This window comes from Candidatus Thiodiazotropha sp. AKIB8, from assembly GCF_058244675.1.
Genome location: NZ_JBSYOO010000029.1, coordinates 255,999 through 277,128 on the forward strand (window position 1 = coordinate 255,999; position 21,130 = coordinate 277,128).

A 21,130-nucleotide genomic window follows, 5' to 3' on the forward strand; every position below is an offset into this window, starting at 1 on the left:
TACTCTTAATCAGTTATGTTCGGCCAGAATGTTCCCGGTGCAAGCTGAGTTGTATTGCCTACAAGTTTTTTACCACCCAATTTAAAGAGGATATCAAACAACTGTTTGGCATCTTTAAGCTCTTGTTCACTCCAACGGCTTGGGATACCCGCTCGAAAACCATCTCTTAATGCAATAAAAGTGGCATTATCCGGTGCTTTCATCAAGGGACGCAGTAATTCCCACTCCTGATCAGATTTTTGCATGATCTGTTTGGCTTTATCTGTAGCGCGGATAAAACCTTCGATAATTTGATGATTTTCCTTCGCCCATAGTTCGTCAAATACATAACCAACGAAAGGGACACGGCTATTGATGCCTAAGCCATGCGTAACTTGCTCTACACCTATAATCTGCTGCATGCCTAATGCTTCCAGGCGTGCTATATATGGCCAGAAATTGAGTACAGCATCGATACGTCCCTGTTTTAATTGCTGATTTAGAAGAGGGGGTGCGGCAAATACCGGTGTCAGAGTTTTACTTAATTCAATATTGGAATCCTGGAGTGCAAGCGCCTGCAGCAGTAGCCAACTTTTATCCAGAGGTCCACCAGCGATACCAAGCTTTTTACCCTGCAGATCATTGATTGATTTGATGTCAGACCCTTGGGGAACCACAAGGGCACCAAGCGCTGTGGAGTAGGGTACGAAGGTATAGGGTTTGCCACTGTTTCTTTGTCTGGAGACCCAGATCCAGTCACTGACAGAAACATCAACAGATCCAGCCTGCAGTGCCACCATAGTCGCCTGCTTTCCTGCCATTTTGGTGACTTCAAGTGTAAACCCCTGCTCCTGGTCAAGGCCATGTCTCTTGATTACATCGAGTTCCCAATTGGCAGTACCAAACTGCAAAACAGCCATCTTTAGCGTGTTGGCCGAAAATGTGCATGTACTGTAGAGCAATAGAGTTACAACAAAGAAAAGATTTCGTAATGCAATGAAAGTGAAACAGGTATTTTTAATGGCCCATAGGAAATATGCTGTCATCTCTCCTCCAGCAGTTATTGATTCTGTTTTTTTATCTATGTATCGATTCAGGATGAGACAGTATGCTGAATAATCTTCATCAATTTATTTCTAATTATTTTCGCAAAATATATGCCAATGAGTACAGGATATTTTCTACTTTAATATTTCAGAAGATTAGCAAGAGGCAGAATAGGTTCCGATTCCACACTACTCTAATCTTCACAACCAGCGTACTGCTTTTGCTTGTGCCGATCTACGCGGCAGCTGCTGGGGAGTTAAAAGAAATAGCACCAGGCATATACATCAGGCCAGGCTTGCATGAGGATTTTTCCAAGTCGAACCAAGGTCATATTGCCAACATCGGTTTTATTGTAGGTAATGATCGTGTAGCTGTAATTGATACTGGAAGTAATATTCAGGAGGGGATGGCACTTAGGCAGATGATTCGCGAAATTACTGATCTACCGATTGAGTATGTGATATTGAGCCATATGCACCCGGATCATAGCTTGGGAGCGGCTGCATTCCGCCAGGATAACCCGAAATTTATTGGACATGCTCAGCTTGGAGATGCACTAGCCAGGCGTCAGTCAGTCTATCTGAACAATATGACACAAATTTTAGGCTCTGCATCTGAGGGCACTGAAATGGTGTTTCCTGATCAAACGGTGACTGTCGATCAACGACTAAGTTTGGATCTTGGCGGACGTTTGCTTCATTTAACAGCTTATCCTACTGCTCACACTAATAATGATATCAGCATCTATGACAGTAAAACGGCAACCTTGTGGCTTTCTGATCTGCTGTTTATTGATCGTATACCCGTGGTTGATGGCAGTATTCTAGGGTGGATGAAGGTCACTAATGGTCTTATAAATGCTAACTGTTTCAACAATTCAGCAAAGACAGAAGATGATCATAAAGCCAGGGATAGTCTGAACTGTGATGCCATAGCGAGAGTTGTACCTGGTCACGGACCAGTCGTAACTCAATGGAAAACTGCACTGCTCAATCAACGACGTTACCTAGAGAATATAGCGAATGAAATTAGAGAGATCATAAAACAGGGAGGGACGATTACACAGGCTGTAGAGCAGGTTGGTTTGAATGAGCGTTCCAACTGGTTGTTATTTAAAACATATCATGGCAGGAATGTGACAGCTGCATTTGCAGAATTAGAGTGGGAGTAGAGAGGGGGTGATAAAAAGTGAGGGTTAGAAATGTCCTGTTTTTTTGTGTGGTTGAAGCTGGAATTCAGGAATCATAATTGGTAAACAGTTAGGAGGTCGAAACACCTCAATCGGTTGTCCAGGTTTTGCCTGGAACACTTTCATTAGATTTGGATCTAATTCCTACTACGTGACGAATAGCAGGTTCCAGTCACTCTGTTTCTCATAAAGAGGATTTTTACTATGATAGTTGTCCCAACAATGGAACACAAAGGCTGGGTATGGAACACCTGCATTCTCTTCACAATAGTAATATTGATCAGTTTTATACTACCTGCCAAGGTAGAGGCCACAGAAGATGGTGCCCGATGGTTTCAGATAAAAAGTTCCCTGATAGGGGATAGATATATCCAGGATGGAACAGAAGTTCTTGCGCTTGAAACGCCAAAAAGGGCTATGGATGCTGCAATTGTACCTATTTCGATTGAATCCAAGTTTGAGCAGACGCCGGAACGCTATATCAAGAAGCTTTATATTATAATTGACAACAATCCTTCTCCCGTGGCTGCGGTTTTCAAATTTCCTGGAAATCATAGTTGGAAAACACTATCCACCCGGGTACGTATCAATGCCTATACTGATCTTCGAGCTATCGCAGAGGTTAGCGATGGCAATATCTATATGGTGAATAATTATGTGAAGGCATCCGGAGGGTGCTCTGCACCTTCGTTGAAAGATCCGGCAGCAGCTGAAGCGCAACTGGGACGGATAAAATTTCGTCTACCAGAATCATTCACTTCAGGAGAAATCATCCCAACCCAACTAATGATAAAACATCCCAATAATTCTGGACTGCAATTTGATCAGGTTTCTCGATTCTACATACCTGCTGATTTCATCAGAACGATACAAGTTACTTTCAATGGAGAGGAGGTCTTCACCGCAGATACGGATATATCCATAAGTGAAGATCCAAGTATACGTTTTGGTTTTTCGCCGGAAGAGACTGGTGTGCTCGAAGTACATGTCAAAGACTCAAAAGGCAGGACTTTTACACATACGTTAGATCTACCAAAGAAGAGTTCATAGCAGATAAGGGCACAAGCAATTAATAGAGCTGCCTTTAAGACGATTGGAGCCTCTGTTTCAGGGTTTATACAGAGACTCCATTGAACATGATCTGGCTGATGATGGGAATATCATGGGTGGAAATTCTACAAAAGCTGGGTAGTTCAAAAACAACGTAAAGTAGAATCAGCTTGAACATCCCGCAATTTTGCAACGGCCTTCTGTGACCAGGTAGAGCTTTTATAGACAGCATTTCTACCAGCTGCTGCCATCTGTTGTAGACTCAATAAGGTTGATATATGCTCATATTCAGTATAAGGAATTGCCTTTTCAATCAAGTCGATGCTGCACGAGCACTTTTGCATCATCTCATGAGTCTGTCCGTTAGATGCCATACAACCGATGACATAGTCTACTTTTGCTGAAGTAGGGTAGGCGTCCGATTTATCGCACTCATCAGCGGTTACTACAGATGAGAAAATAGAAATAAATCCTACAGTGATCAAGGTAAATGATAGTCTTGTTTTGAACATGGATGGCCTCAATTTATCTATCATTTTTTATGCGCCAGGCGTTAATTTCTGGAATGTCATATCTTCTTCAATCAAAACTTGCTCACCATTTTCACTTGGAACCTGTGTGTGGATTCGATAAACACCGCCTGGTACTTGATCAGAGAAGATAAACTTATAACTCTTTTTAACATACAGTTTGAAGTTTTCGGAATTTGGATCCCCAATAAATGGGGTAATAACTATTTCAGTGCCTTTTATATCTTGACCTTTATATTTAATACTCACATCCTTAACATGAACTGGATGCTTAAAAGAATCACGGATACGATTTCTAAAATAGCCATTCCACCCGCCTGTATCCCTCGACATCATGGATATATCCCGTTCAAGAAAGTGAATAATCACTGGATTTCCAGTGTAGGATTTAGCAGGAGAAAAATCGATATGTCGTGAGCCTGTCAGAAAGTTAAACTCGATATCCCGCTTTCTTTCACTGATAACATTCGTTACTTTGAGTTCAATCTTATCAGTGAAGCTCTCATCATCAGTAGTTGTGCTTTTCAAGCCATAGTCGAGCTGGCTGCCTTTACCAATCCCCTGAAGGTGATCTTTGTAAAAAAACATCTTCTGAGCTTTGTTTAAACTCGGAGGGGGTAGAATCTGGGTCTCCGCCAGCATTGGTGTAGAGCATAAAAAGACTGAAAATATTGCAATAATCAAACTGCGCGTGAACATTTAAGATAACTCCTGTTTCATGCACTACGGCTGAATAAGCTGAAAAATTTTGCTAAAAACCCTCTTTCAGGGGGTATATTCTCTACTGACTGCGGCATTGGCGAGGCATTAGCTGCAGAGGATTTAACAGCAGTGGTTGTTGAGGTATTTATTGAGGTCGATTTAGATCGATTTTTACCACTCATCGTCGTATGTCGGTAGAGGATCGAGTCGGTAGGGGGCAGTTGAAGCCACCTCTGACGTTTCATCTCAACTGTAGATTCAAAATGACGTTTAAGAGTAGAGTCTTCTGGAAAGGTTTGATGAGGCATGGTTCACTCCTCCTGTATTGAGGTTTTTCTCATGGGACAATTAGCTTATGTTCCGCCAGCAACAAATACACCAAAGGCACGTGGGCTTTCACCTGTGGGTATATGCTTAATTATTTGCAACGTTTTGGTATTGAGTACTACCAATTCGTTGTCAAACCAGTTGGCGATATAAACCCTGTTACCGATCGGATCTACAATGATCCCTTCAGGGTATTCACCAATATCCAATCTGTGTGTTTCCTCTAAACTGAGCGGATCAATAACCGATAAGGTATTATCATGTTGATTTGTTACGAACACCCGATCATTGAGTGGTGTGATCGCAACACCGTAAGGTGAACTACCCACTGATATCGTGGCAATTACTCTATTTTCTTTAAGGTCGATAACGGTAAGGTCGTTACTGGCAACATTCGCTACATAGAGTCTCTTATCAACTGGATCGAGACGGATGCCAAAAGGGCGATTACCTACCGCAATACGGCTGATGACCCGCTGTTCATCAATATCTATTACAGATATCTGGTCATCATCTCTATCTGCAACATAGAGTCGTTTTCCATCTTTACTGGCAGCAAGACCTGAAGGTGAATCTCCAACCGCAATTTTTGCCTCAACCGACAGATCTATGCTATCCAAGATGTACACTACATCCTGATACCAATCAGCCACATAGACCTGATTGTCATCATGGCTGAGTGCTATGCCCAGAGGTCCAAGCCCAATCTTCTTGCTTGTGACTATTTTGAAATCTGAACCATCAATGAGGTAGACATCCTTACTTTCTGGGTTTGATACGTAGATGCGCTTACCATCACGGGATACGACAATACCGGCAGGTTTCGCACCTACATCAATGGTTGCTGTCTCTGTCAAAGATGCCAAATCGATGACAGAAACTGAGTCATCACCCTGATTTGTTACATAAGCGAAGGGTGCGGCGAATAAAACAGCACTGGTGAAACCAGTCAACAGTAAGATTAAGCATAAAGAAATAGACTTAATCTTAAATTGATGGTTTTTTGCCAGTGCTATATTCATTTCGACAGAATCAACAGTAATCCTATTCCAAGAGCTTCTTCAGGTTTGCAAGACCGCCCTGATAGACACCGGTTACGGCATCCTTAGCTGCCTGATCACTGAGTTCTGGAGGTGGATCATTGTTAGGGTATCCTCGATAAAAGGCACCTTTCCAGGTGACGAGGCTACCGCCGTTATCAGAAGGTTTAACGCTTAGGGTTGAACTGTAGTTAGTGACAGGCAATACCTTGACATCAACAGAATCAATTCGATAGCTGAAAGTGCGCTTTTCAGCATCATATTTCTTTAGAGATTCATGGATTATTCCATCGTTCACCAAGGTTAAAGTCCGTGATGCACCGACAGTATTCCCCCCATCTCCTTCGGTTTTAGCAACAACTGGGTGCCAACTCATATCATGAAAGTTCTTGATCAGTTCCCATACTGCATCTGGTGTAGCTGAGATCTGCTCTTTTACTATAACCTTTTGACGGGTTGGTCCATGGGCATGAGCGACTACTGCAAACAGTAGAAGTACGACAGGAAGGAGAATATGGATTCTTTTCACAGATACCTCCAATAGGATAGTTTTAGATATTCTTCTCTTTCTAAATAACCAAGGCAGCAATATTCGTGCCTGATTTTCGGAAATTAATCACTTTCCTCTCTAGTGTGGTGCGTCATACTAATTGACGATTCTAGAAGCCAGCTCAGGCCAGGAGATAAGGCGTAATGCGCAGGGAATGGCCCTGCCATTCCCTGCAGCACGCGCCTAGAGGCTGACCACTTAGCGTCTCGCTAGAATCGTCAATTAGTATGACGCACCACACTAGATGGGGAATCGAATGTTATTCGTCCAATCGCAATGTGGCTATGTTCTATTATGCTTGTTACTTGAGTGGATAATAGGGAAAAAATCCCTTAACTGTTCTTTAATAATTGGACTATGATGAGGCTACACAATGGCTTGCTATCGGTCTGAGTATCGAACAGATCACTGGGTTTGTGGATCAATAGCTGACCAATGTGAGACACCATTACCGACAGAGTGTGTCACCATTGACACTGAACGATTCAGAAAAAATGACAGCCCAGGCAAATATTGACTGTAATTGCTGAAATAACTGAAACACTTTAATGGTATGGAATTTGCAAAATTTCAACAGGGATTCTCTATCCGCTTAGTCAGAGAGATTTATCTGGAGTTGTCTTGAGCACATCGGTTACTGATTATAAAAAAAAGAGCAAAGCTAGCCTTATAAAGCAACATATCTTTCTCATCTGCTGGTTGTTTTTCTCTGGTGCTGCGCTCGCAGAATCTCTGGAGATACCCATTGCCCTGCTATCAGAGCATGAGGATAAGCACATACCCTTATCTCTACTAGAGCCGGTTATCGACAATACAGGGCTGGCTGGCGCAGAACAGGGTATCAGCGATAATAATACAACGGGGCAGTTTACCGGTCAGATATTTCGCTTAACTACAATTGATATTAAACCAGAAGATTCAGTGGTCGAGGCCTTTGTCAAACTGCAGCAACAGGGCTTCAGGCTCTTTATTCTCAATCTGCCGGCAAAAAAACTCCTTAAACTGGCAGAATTGCCAGAGGCAAAGAACACGTTATTGTTCAATATCAGTGCCCAAGAAAACTATCTCAGATTTCAAGAATGTAGAGCTAACCTATTTCATACCATTCCCAGTCGTGCGATGCTCGCAGATGCGCTTGCACAATATCTGACCTGGAAAAGATGGGATGAGTGGTTTCTTGTAACAGGTCGTCATCCTGAGGACAAGGCTTATGCCGAGGCACTTAAACGTGCTGCAAAACGTTATGGTCACAAGATAGTTGAAGAAAAAATCTGGACCTTCGAGCCAGGAGCCAGGCGAACAGACTCAGGACACAACAGGGAGCAGGAGGCAGTCAATGTATTCAGCCAGGTTGGGGATTACGACATTCTTGTTGTGGCTGACGAACATGATGAGTTTGGTGAGTTTCTCACCTACCGAACATTTCTACCTCGGCCTGTAGGGGGATCACATGGTCTCTCACCGGCAGCCTGGAGTGGGGTGCATGAACAGTGGGGCGCAACACAGTTCCAACGTCGTTTCAAGGAGAAACAGGGGCGCTGGATGAGCGATCGAGATTATGCGGCCTGGTTGGCTGTGCGTACTATTGGCGAAGCGGCGACTCGCACATCAAACAACGATGTGGAAAAACTGAAATCATATATTCTGAGTGGGGATTTCAATCTGGCTGCTTTCAAAGGCAGACCGGTTACTTACCGGGAATGGAATAATCAGATGAGACAACCGTTATTGATCACCTCACCGAGATTGATGATCTCAGTATCACCCCAGAAAGGCTTTCTTCATCAGTTCTCCACCTTGGATACGCTTGGTTACGATAAACCCGAAAGCAAATGCGCCAAGTGAAGAATCTGCTCTGCAAGTGGTTTCAGGGCCCAGAACTAAAAAACAAATATTAATCAGGAGTCTTAAATGTCTCGAATATCTTCTCGAGGTCGAATCGACTATCTGCTGAAACGACAGCTTCTGTGGTTGACACTACTATCCCTTGTTACCACAACTCTACCGGCTTATACCGTATATGTGAGTAGTGAGAAAGACAATAAAATAGTCATCATCGATGGAGAGAGTCTCAAAGTACTGGATGAAGTGGCAGTAGGAGAGCGACCAAGGGGTATCGCTTTGAGTAAAGATGGCAAAACACTCTATGTCTGTGCCAGTGATGCCGATCATATCGAAGTACTTGATCTCGCGACTTTAAAAGTTACTCACAAACTACCTTCTGGTCCAGATCCTGAGTTGCTTGTGCTTGGGCCGCAGGGTAAGTATCTCTATGCTGCCAACGAAGATGACAATATGGTGACCATGGTTGATATTGAGGGGCGCTCAAAGGTAACCGAAATCCAGGTTGGTGTGGAACCTGAAGGTATGGGTATCAGTCCTGATGGTAAATGGTTGGTCAATACTTCGGAAACCACTAACATGGCGCACTTTATCAATCTTGAAACCTTGAAGGTTGAACATAATGTGCTGGTCGATCAACGACCTCGGGTAGCTCAGTTCAGCAACGATGGCAAACAGGTATGGGTCTCATCAGAGATTGGTGGCACAGTCAGCGTGATCGATGCAGATAGCCATAAAATTATAAAGAAGATCAGTTTTCAGATTCCAGGACTCCACAAAGAGACTATTCAACCCGTTGGCATCAAGATTACCGGCGATGGCAAACAGGCCTTTGTCGCCTTAGGGCCAGCGGCCAGGGTGGCAGTCATCGACACTTCCACATTTGAAGTTGAGAAATATCTACTGGTAGGTCAGAGGGTCTGGAACCTTGCCTTTTCTCCTGATGAAAAATTTTTATTTACTACCAATGGGGTAAGTAACGATGTCTCGGTTATCGATGTAAATCGGTTAAAAGTCAAAAAATCGATCAGAGTGGGACGTCTACCGTGGGGTATTGTGGTGAAAAAATGAGTGAAGCAGCGCTTACTTTAAAAGAGGTCAGTTTCTCCTATACCAAGCGACCGGTTCTGGATAGTGTTACCTTTACCCTGGAACCGGGAGAGTTCTGTGTCTTACTCGGTATTAATGGTGCCGGTAAAACAACACTCTTTTCTTTAATTACCCGGCTTTTTGTGAGTCGCGGCGGTAAGATTGATATCTATGGCCACGATCTGCAAAAACAGACCCGAAAGGCATTAGCTCAACTGGGTGTGGTATTCCAACAACCGACCCTGGATCTGGATCTCTCATTAATACAGAATCTTCGCTATCACTGTGCATTACAGGGCTTGAACCCGAATAAAATTGAGAAGCGAATGTTTACCGTGCTGGATGAAATTGATTTGTCAGACCGTGCTACAGACAAGGTAAGAGCCTTAAGTGGTGGTCAGCGGCGCCGTGTGGAACTTGTCAGAGCACTTCTGCATCAACCCACTCTTCTACTCGCAGATGAACCAACAGTAGGGCTTGATATACATAGTCGTCAGGCAATTCTGCAACAGGTTCGTAAACGCTGTCGTGAGGATGGAATTGGTGTGTTATGGGCTACCCATCTAGTTGATGAAGTTGAACTCGATGACCGTCTGGTGATACTTCATGGGGGCAAGGTACTCGCTCAAGGTAGCGCAAAACAGATTATGCAGGAGACAGAAACTGATAGTGTGAAGTCGGCTTTCAACAGTCTCACAAGAAGTGATCAAGCATGAATATAAAGCAGTATCTAATCTGTTTATGGGGTATTCTGGCTCGTGAGGCTTTAAGGTTCCTGCACCAAAGAGAACGCTTTTTTGGTGCGCTGGTAAGACCTCTGGTGTGGCTTTTTATTTTTGCAGCAGGTTTTCGCTCAATACTTGGTGTATCCATCATCCCCCCCTATGAAACCTATATTCTTTATGAAGAGTATATAGTTCCAGGTCTGGCTGCGATGATTCTTCTATTCAGTGGTATGCAGAGCTCTCTCTCCATGGTGTATGACCGTGAAATGGGTAGCATGCGTATGTTAATGGTCAGTCCCTTTCCTCGATGGTATCTGCTGCTTTGCAAACTAACCGCAGGGACATTGGTTTCTATTGCACAAGTATATCTGTTTCTTGCAATAGCTTGGTTTTGGGATGTTCAACCACCACTGATAGGGTATCTATTGGCATTTCCAGCACTCTTTTTATCTGGTTTGATGCTTGGCGCATTGGGTTTGTTGCTATCTTCCGCTATAAAGCAGTTAGAAAATTTCGCTGGGGTAATGAATTTTGTCATATTCCCCATGTTTTTTGCATCTTCAGCACTTTATCCTTTATGGCGCATTAAGGATTCCAGTATTTTCCTTTACGAGATATGTCGCTTTAACCCATTTACCCATGCTGTTGAGCTAATCAGGTTTTCGCTCTATGGACAGATAGGTTGGGTTGCGCTGTTTGCGGTTGTTGGCTCACTATTACTGTTTTTGGCTGGTGCACTTTATGGTTATGACCCGGCTCGAGGGTTGATGACCCGAAAACAGGGAGGAGGTTAGAAATTGTTTCAAAAGAGAGTGAATAAACTTCTGTTTGTCTGCCTGATAAGTATAAATATTCCACTTCAGGTTGCGGCAGAGGAGAAAAATCCTGATTGGCCGTGTGAACAAGCCTATGTCTCTGATGTGCCAGCGGCTGTGGTGTGGGCCGGGCCATCGATAGATGGGATGGAGAAACTTTGGCAACATGATAAGCAGATTGAGAGTCTTGTTCTGCGATTCGTATCAGCGGATTATGTAGTTGATGATGCAGACAGGGAAATTGCTACTTTTGCTGATCAGCAAATACCTGAGGAGAAAGATAACAAACTTACCCTGCTGTTTGCAGGGGTTATTGAGTCACTTAATGTTAAGCGCAAAAAGGAGCTTGATGGTATAACCCGGTATGCCCAAGGACAGGCAGAACGTGCCAATAGACTAAGCGAAGAACTCGATGAGATGGTTCGATTGCAGGATGACCCCTCACCAGATGCTCAGGCACGTTTTATTCTGATGCAGAATGAGATGGAGATTAAACAGAGAATGTTTGATGAGCGAGAGACCTTTATCCAATATCTTTGTACTCGCCCGCGGGTAGTTGAAGAGAAGCTCGGGTCATTGGCTCGTACGATTGCATACTATCTTGACTGAATTTGCCTGCTTTGTAGCTGGGTTTGGTGGGGCAGGGCCCCACCCTACGGTTGGCCTATACTATCTTGATTGGATGTGTCTGCATTGTGGTTGGGTATGATTGGGTTATTATCGGTATCGGAAAACCTTGTTCCAGTACAGTAGGGTGGGGCCATGCCCCACCATAAGCCTCGAATATTTCACTGGTCGTTCAAGATATTTGATAAGCAATATTAGTGTGTTTATTTGCCATTTAAAAATAGACTAAGAGCAAATAAGACCTGACCACTACAATCAACGGTTTAAGGTGGGGCATGGCCCCACCCTACGGTTGGCCTATACCATCTTGATTGGATGTGCCTGCATTGTGGTTGGGTATGACGGGGTTATTCAATTGACTCAATCGGTATCGGTAAACTTTGTTCCAGTGGCAAACCCATTTTTTCCCAGCCGGTGGTACCGTCGGGAAACCAGTATATACTCTTATAGCCATACTCTTCTGCAGCGCGTTTTGCTGCATTCCATGACATCCAGCAATCTGCCAGGCAGTAGATCACTATAGGGGTTTTCTTATCCTCTTTAGTCAATCTTTTCAGGTTACCTTTGAAATAGTTGTCCAGTTCATCTGACAATGCACCAAACCCTACATTGGGTAACCAATGAGAACCTGTGATGTTTAACCTCGCTGGAGGAAGCCATAAGAGATTTTCCGGCCGATCCTTGGGTTTTATCGGTGTTGGTAAGACGTCGATCAACAGAATCGACTTTTCATCCATTAGATCTTTTAGCTGCTGCGCTGTTAAAGTTGTGCCTGAAGGTACGGAGTCAGGAACCGGCGCACGAAAATCAGCAATGCGATAACCTTCTGATGAAAAAAGCGTAGAGTTAGGTTCCGATGCGAAGAGATTTAAAGCAGACAAGCCAACATAGAGCAGTACTATTACTGTGATATGTTTACCATCCAGCAGATTATTTGTTTTAGTCAGTATCAAGGTTTGATCAGTCTGTTGTCTGAGTCTAACAGCGGTATGTCATATTGAAGTAAAATCTTTTCAATATCTGGAGCAAGTTTTTTTAACTCTTCATTTAACTGATGCTTCCAATTGTTTTCGCGTCTTCGTATCCCCATCGATACATTGAAAGCCAATGGCACTGAATCAACTTTTGCGGGTAGGGGGATGACAGTTAAGGGAGTAGATTGCTGCTTGGCAGCATACCCTGCTATGGGTCCCCAGATGACAGCAATATCAATCTTCCCTATAGCTACATCTTCAATGGCTTGAGTGGCTGGTGAAAATAGCCGGGTATCTACTGTACGGTGATACGGATGAACCTGTCCCATCAGTCCATAGTTACTTAGCAATGTCGCTGGTGGGGTTCCTGCAACAACTCCGAGTTGGAGATCCTTCAATGCAGGATCATCGAGAGATTGAATCTCCAGTCCACTATCCTTACGATAGACCAGGGTGTAGACAGAGCGGTAATAAGGGTTGGTATTTTGTAGCAGTTCATTAACTGAGGTAACACCCATTACCAGATCACAGAGACGAACTCGAAGGGTATTACGAACAAACCCAATCGTTTGTGGCCACCAGTGATAACGAAGCCTCTTCTCGAGGTCATCTGCAATCAACTGAGCTATCTGATTTTCAAATCCCTCCATCTCCTTATTGGAGAAGGGAAGATGGTTTGGATCTCCACAGACTGTTAAATAGTCTTTGTTTCGAGCCTCAAATGTGTTTTTTGCCTCTGCTGGCGTGTTTGCTACTACCAGGAATAGCAATGAGAGAAATAAAAAAAGGTCCAACATTCTTACAGAATAGATTGAACCTGATTTTAACATTTTTCTTGATCTCCACTGCTATCGGCTAGACCAGTCATCAATGACAGAGTAGATTATCACTACTTGTACTATTGATAAATATACACAATTGTTTATTTTTTTATGTGTAGAGGTCTTTACTTGTCAGCAATCATTTTTTTAACTTTAGGGAATTTCTTGGGTCTGTTTGCCCCAATGACACCATCTGAACGCGCTTTTAAATAAGCATAAATATCAGATAGGTTGGTTACGATATCAACGTTTTGAGCAAAAGATGGCATTATTCTGTTATCAATGCCTTCCCGTCCACTGATTACTACATTGACGAAATCTCCCCAGGTCATGACTTTTAGAGAATCCATCAGCGCTGGGGCATAAGAGCTGCCAAGACCAGCGGGACCGTGGCAAACATGACAATCTGCATGATAGCGGCGAAAGCCGTTATAGGTACCGAAGTCAACTTTTCCATCTTCGAAATAGTAAGGTTTATCAGGTGATGGCTGAAAAGACCGATAATCGGCTTTGGATGCAGCTGAATAACTGGTTATAGAATACGTGAGCGCCATGGCTGCCAGGAAAAAGGTTTTGCTGTATCTTAAGTGCTGCATATAGAGCCTCGTAAAAATTACCATGTAAAGGTGTTGTTCAGTTGGTATGTTGTCGCCATTCACGCTAATTTATCTGCGTGAATGGCGACGGTTTAGAGCGCTACATCAGCTCATTAATTTGGCAGTGAGAAAACAGTCAAGGTACCGCCAAGTTGGGTGTAGTCACTGAGAGATGCATAAGCACCCACAGCACCAAGACCCGCAGTTGGATCGGTCAGACCTGCTGCCATTCCGATGCCAGCCCATCCGCCAAGTCCTGAAAGGACTGCAATGTACTGCTTGCCTTTGTGCATGTAGGTATTGACATTACCAATGATGCCGGATGGTGTTTTGAAGCGATAAAGCTCTTTACCTGATTTAGCATCAACTGCCTTCAGATAACCTTCCAGAGTACCGTAAAAAACTACATCACCAGCAGTGGCGAGTGCGCCACTCCATACTGAGAATGGCTCTGGGTTTGACCATGCGATCTTACCCTTGTCTGCATCCCATGCGATGAAGTTACCCAGGTTGTTACCACCAGGTGCTGGGTACATGGAGAGTGTTGCTCCAACATAGGGTTGACCTGCAGTATATGAGACCTCAAAAGGTTCATAATCCATACAAACATGGTTGGTCGGCACATAGAAAAGGCCGGTACGTGGTGAATAGGAGGCTGGTTGCTGATCCTTGGAACCCAATGCAGCCGGGCAAATGCCGGTAGAGTTCACATCTTCACCATTCTGATGGGTGGAGTACTTGGATACGACCTGTGGGCGGCCGGTCTTCATATCCACATGAGTGGCCCAGTTGACAGCTGGATCATACTTCTCTGCGACGAGCAGTTCGCCACTTACTCTATCCATGGTGTAGGCAAAACCATTACGGTCGAAGTGAACCAGTGCTTTACGCATTTTACCCTTGATCTTTTTGTCGACCAGGATCATTTCGTTGATACCGTCGTAGTCCCACTCATCATGAGGGGTCATCTGATAGACCCACTTGGCCATACCAGTGTCAGCATCACGAGCCCAAACGGTCATTGACCAGCGGTTATCACCTGGACGTTGTACCGGGTTCCAAGTACTTGGGTTACCAGATCCGTAGTAGATCAGATTTTCATCTGGATCATAAGAGTACCAACCCCATGTAGCGCCACCACCGATTTTCCATTGGTCACCTTGCCAAGTGCTGATGCCGGAGTCTTTACCAACTGGTTTACCCAGATGAGTGGTTTTCTTGCCATCCATCAATGTGTCACTGTCTGGACCCATTGAATAGCCACGCCATACCTGCTTACCATCCTTGAGGCTGTAAGCAGTCATTGATCCACGAACACCGAATTCACCACCAGAGATGCCGATAAAGACTTTATCCTTAACGACCATTGGTGCTGCAGTTGAGGTTTCACCCTTGCTTGGATCACCATTCTTCACAGACCAGATTTTCTTGCCTGTTTTTGCATCCAAGGCAACCAGTGTTGTATCGGCTTGTGACATGAGGATCTTGCCATCACCATAAGCCAGTCCACGGTTTACTGTGTCACAACACATAACAGGAATTACACTGGTATCCTGACGAGGTTCGTACTTCCAGATAATCCTACCACTATCATTAAGGTCGAGAGCGAAAACCTTGTTTGGAAATGGGGTATGGATATACATCACATCACCCAATACCAATGGGCCACCCTCATGACCGCGGAGAACGCCAGTTGAGAATGTCCACTCAACTTTCAAGTCTTTAACATTATTTGCATTGATCTGATTCAGTTCACTGTAACGGGTACTACCATAGTTACCATTTGGCATCACCCAGTCATCAGCGTTCTTTTGCATTTTCAAAAGTTCTGAGTTTGCTGTAACACCACCTGCTGCAGCCAGCATGGCAGAGGCGGTGAAGCATATCGCCAAAACTTTGCGTTTTGCTTTTACCATAGTTTAAATCCTCGGGTCTTTTTCATTAGTGGGACTACCTACTCAACAAGGGAAAACAAACGATTCGAAAAAGTGGCATCCTGCCGGTACTGAATCGTAATAGTCGGTATAGCTTCTCCTCTGCTATCAATGAACACTCCTAATTTGGGTATATAAATATGTTCTGTCGCATAAATGCAGGTAGTCTTATTTCGCGACAATTTGAAAGGAGCAACTAGTGTGCCAAATAAAATAATAGAAATAAAAGGGCGAGAATCTGCGGTTCTCAGTGATATAAATATTAGACTATTAAAAGTAGATAAAATTTAATTAACAGTTCATTCGTCAGTGTTAGCTTAACCCTTATTCGAGATTTCAATATTAAAAAATAGATATATAGTAATTATTTATTATATTTTATAAATGCTATCTAACTTACTGTTTAAAATATGAAAAAGCGTCTCATAACTACTGAATTTAAAATGGATAGTGACCTGAATAATTAGCAAACTTGATATGAATAATTAGTGTGCTTTTAAAAAACAATCAGTTAAGAGTTTATTAGTTTATTAGTTTATAATGCTTATGTTTGTTGTCATACCGCCTAAATATTCAGATACTTGTATTGCTTAGAACTATCAGAAAATACATATGCATAAGAAAGACTCAATTCATGAAAAATCATGTGATTCATTTTATTCGGTGTGGAATTTAGGTGTGTGTCACAGCTGGGACACTTTATTTCAACCCGGCTTAAGTGAACTAAACGATACTTAATGTTCCCTTAAAGAATCCAATAGCAGGTGGTTAACTGCCCAATGGTTAAGTGCTCACCATCCTTTGATTACAACCCAAAGGCCAATAATAAGATGAGATCTCTCTATGCTTCTTGTGAACCCAATAGTGTTCACTATATATCAGTAGATAAGCACCGGCTTTATGTTGAGGAGAGTGGCAATAGAGAGGGGATTCCTGTGATATTTCTACATGGAGGTCCAGGATCAGGTTGTTCTCCAGATCATCGACGTTTATTTGATCCTGAAACCTATCGAATTATCTTATTCGATCAGCGAGGTTCAGGGAAATCTCAACCATCAGGTGATACATCACAGAATACAACTCAAGATCTTGTATCGGACCTTGAAGTGATTCGGGAGCATCTGGGTATTTCGAACTGGCTGCTGTTCGGTGGCTCTTGGGGCGCCACCTTGAGTTTGGCCTATGCATTAGCTCATCCAGGCAGGATATCCGGGATGATCCTGAGAGGAACATTTTTAGCAAGAAAATCAGATCTTGAGTGGTTTTTTGTTGGCCTCAAGCGCCTTTTTCCACAAGTGTGGAATGGGCTTTCGATAAATATACCCAACTGTAAGGAATCAGCTGGTTTAATAGATTGGTACTATAGTGCGGTTCATGGTGATGATGCTGATCTATCGCTACAGGCTGCCCGCAGATGGTCTGCATGGGGTAATCACATAGTTCATTGGCATAAAGCAAAAGATAGTGAGAAAAGTCCACAGCGGGCGAGTGAAACGAGTATTCAGCGGCAGAGATTGCTGGCAAAGGTAAAAATCGAGACTCACTACGCTTATCACCGTTACTTTATCGATGAAAATGAGTTGCTGAGTCGAATTGAATCACTACCCTCAATGCCTGTTTCTATTGTACACGGTAATTTCGATTTGACCTGTACTATGGAGTCGGCTTGGCTACTGCACCAGGCTATCCCTGATTCAAGATTTATTCAGCTGCAGCAGACGGGTCATATTATCGAGGAACCTGCAATGATTTCTGCTCTGTTGCATGAGACTGACCGGTTTAGAGTGATGTTATCCGGAAGTTAGGCGGGATAAGGGCACCTCATAGATTACCTCTGGATTGCCACTATTTTTTCAGCATCAGAGCTTGATAACCCTATAGAGATGCTTTCTGTCGCATCTGGAAATATTCTGCTTACTGGCTGCTTGCTTCCGGCCACTTATCAGAGGTCAGCTTTTTTGAATTTCGCATGTTGCGGAATACCAAGGGTGCTGCATCACTCTCTTTTTTATTATTCGCTTGTTCAACCATTTGAACCATCTGTTGATGATGTGGTGATTTATTGCATACCGGATCTGCATTGGTTGCATCGCCAGTGAGCAGGTAGGCCTGGCAGCGACAGCCACCAAAATCCTTCTCTTTTTCAGAGCAGCTCTGGCAAGGTTCTTTCATCCATCCAAATCCACGAAACTTATTGAAATCCGATGATTCATTCCATATCCAATCAACACTGTGATCTCGTACATTTGGAAATGTAAGTCCGGGTAGTTCACTGGCAGCATGGCAGGGCAGGGCAGTGCCGTCAGGCGCAACAGTGAGGAATACTGCTCCCCACCCGTTCATACAGGCTTTTGGCCGTGCTTCATGGTAATCGGGGACTACATAGAAGATCCGCATCTTTCCCTTGTATTTCTCTTGATAGCGATGGGCGACGGCCTCAGCGGCTTCGACTTGCTCTTGAGTAGGCAGTAATTGTTCACGATTGTGCAGTGCCCAACCGTAATATTGAGTGGTGGCCAGTTCAACATAGTCGGCTTCCAGCGCGTAGGACATCTCCAGGATCTGTTCTACCTGGTCTTCATTATGACGATGAAGAACAAAACATAGCACCATCGGGTAGTCGTACTTCTTCACCAACCGAGCCATTTCCATTTTGTGTTGAAAGGAGTTATTGCCTGCAATAAAGTTGTTTAGCTCTTCACTACTGGCTTGAAAGCTGACCTGTATATGATCCAGTCCCGCCTCTTTGAAGCCTTTGATGCGGGCTTCATCCATGCCTACCCCCGAGGTAAGCAGGTTAGTGTAGTAACCCATTTGATGGGCTTCTGCGATTAATATCTCCAGGTCTTTACGAACCAGTGCCTCGCCGCCAGAAAATCCGAGCTGGACTGCACCCATGGCCCTGGCTTCACGAAATACTCTGATCCACTCTTCCGTTGATAATTCATCTTTATACCGTGCGATATCAAGCGGATTGGAACAATAGGGGCATTGCAACGGGCATTTATAGGTCAACTCCGCCAATAACCAGAGTGGTTTAGGCGGGCTTGTGTCGGATCCATTGGTTGTCATAAGCGGTATCCAGAAATTGGTAGACATCATCCTCCAGGTCCGTTTCGGGGAATGTCGATTTTAGATCATTCAAGATCAGGGCGACGCTGGCTTCACCATCACATCGCTTGAGAATCTCACCTGCAGCAGGATTCAGTTTGACCATTCCCTCAGGATAGAGAATCACATGACATCCTTGTGCCTCTTCCCACTGAAAACGAAAAGTGGGTGCGATCTGGGGAATATCATCTGCTTTAAAATGATTATTCATGGGTCAGGCCGGTATGTTGTGATAAGGCGGTTTGTTTTCCACATAGGCCATCCACATGCAATCGAGCATCGTCCAGAGAATGTCTAGTTTAAACTGCAGAACTTCTAACATTTTCTCCTGTTGCTCTCGGCTTTTGTAGTAATTCAAGGTGATATCCAGTCCGTGCTTTACGTCACGTCGTGCTTCAGTCAGGCGTTTACGAAAGTAGTGGTAACCACGCTCATCAATCCAGGGATAATATTTGGGCCAGTTATCGAGTCGGTTCTGATGAATGGTTGGGGCAAAGAGTTCTGTCAGTGATGAACTTGCTGCGATTTCCCAGGGTTGCTGGCGAGCGAAGTTTACATAGGCATCGATAGCAAATTTAACGCCGGGGAGCAGATGTTTGTGCGAGAGCAGATCCTCTCTGGGTAGACCTACTGCCTCACCCAGTAACAGCCAGGCCTCAATACCACCTTCATCGCCCTGTGTGCCATCATGGTCAATCATGCGCTGTATCCAGTGTCGGCGAACATCCCGATCAGGACAGTTGGACATGATTGCTGCATCCTTGACCGGAATGATGACCTGGTAATAAAAGCGGTTGGCGACCCAACCCTGAATTGCCGGCTTATCCAGTTTTCCACTATTCATCAACAGATGAAATTCATGATTGATGTGGTAGAACTTCTCTTTTTCTCGCAGTTTGCTTTCGAACTCTTCCTTTGACCATGGGGCGTGTAAATTTGGGGTCATAACTCTTCTCGTTTATAGTTCTATCTGCATGCCATCGTGGGAGACTTCGATACCTGCTTCAGTTAGCGCCAGGCGCTCAGGAGAATCGTCCACGAGGATTGGATTTGTGTTGTTAATATGAATCAGTATTTTTCTTGGCTTGGTCAAACTACCCAGAATCTCCATGATGCCTCCATCACCTGACTGATCGAGATGTCCCATTTCACTCCCCAGCTTTTGGCTGATACCAGCCTGCACCATCTCATTGTCCTTCCACAGGGTGCCATCGACCAAGACACAGTCGGCCTGTTGCATGTAAGGCAAGATATGGGGTTCCATGGAACCAAGCCCGGGAGCATAGAATAGGTTCTGACCAGTGACACTATTCTGCACCCTGATACCGACGTTATCGCCGGGTACAGTGTTGTGGCGATGGGGAGAGTAGGGGGGGGCTTCGCTCTTCAATGGAACCGCAGTAAAGAGCAGACCGTCGATGCCTGGGATGGTAAAAGTGGATTCATCTGTCTTAACTTCGTGCCAGTTAACACCCCTGAAATGACCAAGGATATTGAAGATGGGATAGCCAGTGGTTAAGTCATCATGTACGGCTTGAGTGCAATAGACGTCCCATGGCTCTGTATGCTCTCGTAGCAGCAAAAGCCCTGTGGTGTGATCAATCTGTGCGTCGACTAACAGAATTGCACGGATTGCCGTGTCCCGTATCGATCTACCAGGCTGTAGTGTTGGAAAGGCATCGAGTTGTGCACGAATGTCTGGCGAAGCATTGAAGAGTACCCACTCTTTTCCGTTAGCGCTAACGGCGATGGATGATTGTGTACGGGGGGTAGCTTTGATGGTGCCAGCTCTGACACCCTGGCAGTTTGGGCAGTTACAGTTCCACTGGGGAAAGCCACCACCCGCACCGGAACCTAGAATGTGTATTAGCATATAGTTTTGTTGTTATATGTTACCACCTGTATTACAGGTGGTAACAGTAGTGACCTGCTAGCGGTTGTTGATATAGAGATTTATTTCAAAACCAAAACGCAGATCTTCATAGGAAGGTGTAGACCATTTCATGTGACATCACTCCTCAAGTTTGTAGTGCTTTTTAGCGAATTAACTCTGTTATAACTTCACTATCAGTCTCTGACAGCGTAACCACTTCATAGCAAATGTTGTGCCTTTTAATTGAAATGGTAGATTTTTACAGGTTTTTTACCCTATATGAGGGTATGACAGACAATATGGCAGAAA

General features: G+C 44.1%; 23 protein-coding genes. 8 read left to right on the forward strand and 15 right to left on the reverse strand.

The window, feature by feature from the left end; genetic code table 11:
- Positions 1–5 precede the first annotated feature (5 nt).
- Positions 6–1,025, reverse strand: a complete 1,020-nt coding sequence (locus tag AC4IFB_RS07635) for an ABC transporter substrate-binding protein (RefSeq protein ID WP_490779837.1) — start codon at positions 1,023–1,025, stop codon at positions 6–8.
- Positions 1,026–1,252: 227 nt separating this feature from the next.
- On the opposite strand from AC4IFB_RS07635, the gene AC4IFB_RS07640 reads away from it, so the two are divergent.
- Positions 1,253–2,197, forward strand: coding sequence for an MBL fold metallo-hydrolase (locus AC4IFB_RS07640; protein WP_490779838.1), 945 nt, complete (start codon positions 1,253–1,255; stop codon positions 2,195–2,197).
- A 222-nt stretch (positions 2,198–2,419) separates the two neighbouring features.
- Entirely contained in the window at positions 2,420–3,265 is an 846-nt protein-coding gene (locus AC4IFB_RS07645) for a quinoprotein dehydrogenase-associated SoxYZ-like carrier (RefSeq protein WP_490776820.1), read from the forward strand.
- 143 nt (positions 3,266–3,408) lie between these two features.
- Here AC4IFB_RS07645 and AC4IFB_RS07650 read toward each other — a convergent pair whose 3' ends face one another.
- The 5 genes from AC4IFB_RS07650 to AC4IFB_RS07670 all read right to left on the reverse strand — a co-directional run bounded on the left by AC4IFB_RS07650 (position 3,409) and on the right by AC4IFB_RS07670 (position 6,393).
- A complete protein-coding gene (locus tag AC4IFB_RS07650) occupies positions 3,409–3,777 on the reverse strand; it encodes a hypothetical protein (RefSeq protein ID WP_490776819.1) in 369 nt (122 codons plus the stop codon).
- Between the two features lie 27 nt (positions 3,778–3,804).
- Positions 3,805–4,494, reverse strand: coding sequence for a hypothetical protein (locus AC4IFB_RS07655; protein WP_490776818.1), 690 nt, complete (start codon positions 4,492–4,494; stop codon positions 3,805–3,807).
- Positions 4,495–4,511: 17 nt separating this feature from the next.
- Positions 4,512–4,805 (reverse strand): hypothetical protein, encoded by a 294-nt coding sequence (locus AC4IFB_RS07660; RefSeq protein WP_490776817.1) that lies wholly within the window; start codon positions 4,803–4,805, stop codon positions 4,512–4,514.
- Positions 4,806–4,850: 45 nt separating this feature from the next.
- Positions 4,851–5,777 (reverse strand): YVTN family beta-propeller repeat protein, encoded by a 927-nt coding sequence (locus AC4IFB_RS07665; protein WP_490776816.1) that lies wholly within the window; start codon positions 5,775–5,777, stop codon positions 4,851–4,853.
- A gap of 91 nt (positions 5,778–5,868) precedes the next feature.
- Positions 5,869–6,393: an SRPBCC family protein gene (locus tag AC4IFB_RS07670; protein WP_490776815.1), complete on the reverse strand. Its 525-nt coding sequence runs from the start codon at positions 6,391–6,393 to the stop codon at positions 5,869–5,871.
- Positions 6,394–7,035: 642 nt separating this feature from the next.
- Here AC4IFB_RS07670 and AC4IFB_RS07675 point away from each other — a divergent pair.
- From AC4IFB_RS07675 to AC4IFB_RS07695, 5 genes are all read left to right on the forward strand, one after another.
- Positions 7,036–8,259, forward strand: a complete 1,224-nt coding sequence (locus tag AC4IFB_RS07675) for an ABC transporter substrate-binding protein (RefSeq protein ID WP_490776814.1) — start codon at positions 7,036–7,038, stop codon at positions 8,257–8,259.
- 66 nt (positions 8,260–8,325) lie between these two features.
- Positions 8,326–9,327: a YVTN family beta-propeller repeat protein gene (locus AC4IFB_RS07680; protein WP_490779839.1), complete on the forward strand. Its 1,002-nt coding sequence runs from the start codon at positions 8,326–8,328 to the stop codon at positions 9,325–9,327.
- Positions 9,324–10,061, forward strand: coding sequence for an ABC transporter ATP-binding protein (locus AC4IFB_RS07685; RefSeq protein ID WP_490776812.1), 738 nt, complete (start codon positions 9,324–9,326; stop codon positions 10,059–10,061). Before AC4IFB_RS07680 ends, AC4IFB_RS07685 begins: the two co-directional genes overlap by 4 nt.
- Complete coding sequence (locus AC4IFB_RS07690; protein WP_490776811.1) at positions 10,058–10,864, forward strand: ABC transporter permease; 807 nt, start codon at positions 10,058–10,060, stop codon at positions 10,862–10,864. The genes AC4IFB_RS07685 and AC4IFB_RS07690 overlap by 4 nt, the downstream gene beginning before the upstream one ends.
- 3 nt (positions 10,865–10,867) lie before the next feature.
- Positions 10,868–11,494 carry a hypothetical protein gene (locus AC4IFB_RS07695; RefSeq protein ID WP_490779840.1) on the forward strand — a complete coding sequence of 209 codons (627 nt, stop codon included), beginning with the start codon at positions 10,868–10,870 and terminating at the stop codon, positions 11,492–11,494.
- Positions 11,495–11,859: 365 nt separating this feature from the next.
- Here the strand turns inward: AC4IFB_RS07695 and AC4IFB_RS07700 are convergent, their stop codons facing one another.
- The 4 genes from AC4IFB_RS07700 to xoxF5 form a co-directional block, all read right to left on the reverse strand.
- Positions 11,860–12,465 (reverse strand): PQQ-dependent catabolism-associated CXXCW motif protein, encoded by a 606-nt coding sequence (locus tag AC4IFB_RS07700; RefSeq protein ID WP_490779841.1) that lies wholly within the window; start codon positions 12,463–12,465, stop codon positions 11,860–11,862.
- Positions 12,462–13,316, reverse strand: coding sequence for a substrate-binding domain-containing protein (locus AC4IFB_RS07705; RefSeq protein WP_490779842.1), 855 nt, complete (start codon positions 13,314–13,316; stop codon positions 12,462–12,464). The genes AC4IFB_RS07700 and AC4IFB_RS07705 overlap by 4 nt, the downstream gene beginning before the upstream one ends.
- A 116-nt stretch (positions 13,317–13,432) precedes the next feature.
- Positions 13,433–13,966 (reverse strand): cytochrome c family protein, encoded by a 534-nt coding sequence (locus AC4IFB_RS07710; protein WP_490776807.1) that lies wholly within the window; start codon positions 13,964–13,966, stop codon positions 13,433–13,435.
- A 50-nt stretch (positions 13,967–14,016) separates the two neighbouring features.
- On the reverse strand, positions 14,017–15,819 hold the full coding sequence (xoxF5, locus tag AC4IFB_RS07715) for a lanthanide-dependent methanol dehydrogenase XoxF5 (protein WP_490779843.1): 1,803 nt from the start codon (positions 15,817–15,819) through the stop codon (positions 14,017–14,019).
- An 848-nt stretch (positions 15,820–16,667) separates the two neighbouring features.
- Between xoxF5 and pip the strand changes: the two genes are divergently transcribed.
- Positions 16,668–17,642, forward strand: coding sequence for a prolyl aminopeptidase (pip, locus tag AC4IFB_RS07720; protein WP_490776805.1), 975 nt, complete (start codon positions 16,668–16,670; stop codon positions 17,640–17,642).
- A 109-nt stretch (positions 17,643–17,751) separates the two neighbouring features.
- On the opposite strand, the gene pqqE is transcribed toward pip, so the two are convergent.
- The 5 genes from pqqE to pqqA are packed head-to-tail and all read right to left on the reverse strand — an operon-like array spanning position 17,752 to position 20,953.
- Positions 17,752–18,909: a pyrroloquinoline quinone biosynthesis protein PqqE gene (gene pqqE / locus AC4IFB_RS07725; protein WP_490776804.1), complete on the reverse strand. Its 1,158-nt coding sequence runs from the start codon at positions 18,907–18,909 to the stop codon at positions 17,752–17,754.
- Entirely contained in the window at positions 18,875–19,159 is a 285-nt protein-coding gene (gene pqqD, locus AC4IFB_RS07730) for a pyrroloquinoline quinone biosynthesis peptide chaperone PqqD (protein ID WP_490776803.1), read from the reverse strand. Before pqqD ends, pqqE begins: the two co-directional genes overlap by 35 nt.
- A gap of 3 nt (positions 19,160–19,162) precedes the next feature.
- Positions 19,163–19,894: a pyrroloquinoline-quinone synthase PqqC gene (gene pqqC / locus AC4IFB_RS07735; RefSeq protein ID WP_490776802.1), complete on the reverse strand. Its 732-nt coding sequence runs from the start codon at positions 19,892–19,894 to the stop codon at positions 19,163–19,165.
- Between the two features lie 12 nt (positions 19,895–19,906).
- Complete coding sequence (gene pqqB, locus AC4IFB_RS07740) at positions 19,907–20,821, reverse strand: pyrroloquinoline quinone biosynthesis protein PqqB (RefSeq protein WP_490776801.1); 915 nt, start codon at positions 20,819–20,821, stop codon at positions 19,907–19,909.
- A 57-nt stretch (positions 20,822–20,878) separates the two neighbouring features.
- On the reverse strand, positions 20,879–20,953 hold the full coding sequence (gene pqqA / locus AC4IFB_RS07745) for a pyrroloquinoline quinone precursor peptide PqqA (RefSeq protein ID WP_490777039.1): 75 nt from the start codon (positions 20,951–20,953) through the stop codon (positions 20,879–20,881).
- Positions 20,954–21,130 lie beyond the last annotated feature (177 nt).

Coding starts and splice junctions, on each gene's coding strand:
- AC4IFB_RS07635 (WP_490779837.1), bottom strand. CDS start 1,025: ATGACAGCATATTTCCTATGGGCCATTAAAAATACCTGTTTCACTTTC.
- AC4IFB_RS07645 (WP_490776820.1), top strand. CDS start 2,420: ATGATAGTTGTCCCAACAATGGAACACAAAGGCTGGGTATGGAACACC.
- AC4IFB_RS07650 (WP_490776819.1), bottom strand. CDS start 3,777: ATGTTCAAAACAAGACTATCATTTACCTTGATCACTGTAGGATTTATT.
- AC4IFB_RS07655 (WP_490776818.1), bottom strand. CDS start 4,494: ATGTTCACGCGCAGTTTGATTATTGCAATATTTTCAGTCTTTTTATGC.
- AC4IFB_RS07660 (WP_490776817.1), bottom strand. CDS start 4,805: ATGCCTCATCAAACCTTTCCAGAAGACTCTACTCTTAAACGTCATTTT.
- AC4IFB_RS07680 (WP_490779839.1), top strand. CDS start 8,326: ATGTCTCGAATATCTTCTCGAGGTCGAATCGACTATCTGCTGAAACGA.
- AC4IFB_RS07685 (WP_490776812.1), top strand. CDS start 9,324: ATGAGTGAAGCAGCGCTTACTTTAAAAGAGGTCAGTTTCTCCTATACC.
- AC4IFB_RS07690 (WP_490776811.1), top strand. CDS start 10,058: ATGAATATAAAGCAGTATCTAATCTGTTTATGGGGTATTCTGGCTCGT.
- AC4IFB_RS07705 (WP_490779842.1), bottom strand. CDS start 13,316: ATGTTAAAATCAGGTTCAATCTATTCTGTAAGAATGTTGGACCTTTTT.
- xoxF5 (WP_490779843.1), bottom strand. CDS start 15,819: ATGGTAAAAGCAAAACGCAAAGTTTTGGCGATATGCTTCACCGCCTCT.
- pip (WP_490776805.1), top strand. CDS start 16,668: ATGAGATCTCTCTATGCTTCTTGTGAACCCAATAGTGTTCACTATATA.
- pqqE (WP_490776804.1), bottom strand. CDS start 18,909: ATGACAACCAATGGATCCGACACAAGCCCGCCTAAACCACTCTGGTTA.
- pqqD (WP_490776803.1), bottom strand. CDS start 19,159: ATGAATAATCATTTTAAAGCAGATGATATTCCCCAGATCGCACCCACT.
- pqqC (WP_490776802.1), bottom strand. CDS start 19,894: ATGACCCCAAATTTACACGCCCCATGGTCAAAGGAAGAGTTCGAAAGC.
- pqqB (WP_490776801.1), bottom strand. CDS start 20,821: ATGCTAATACACATTCTAGGTTCCGGTGCGGGTGGTGGCTTTCCCCAG.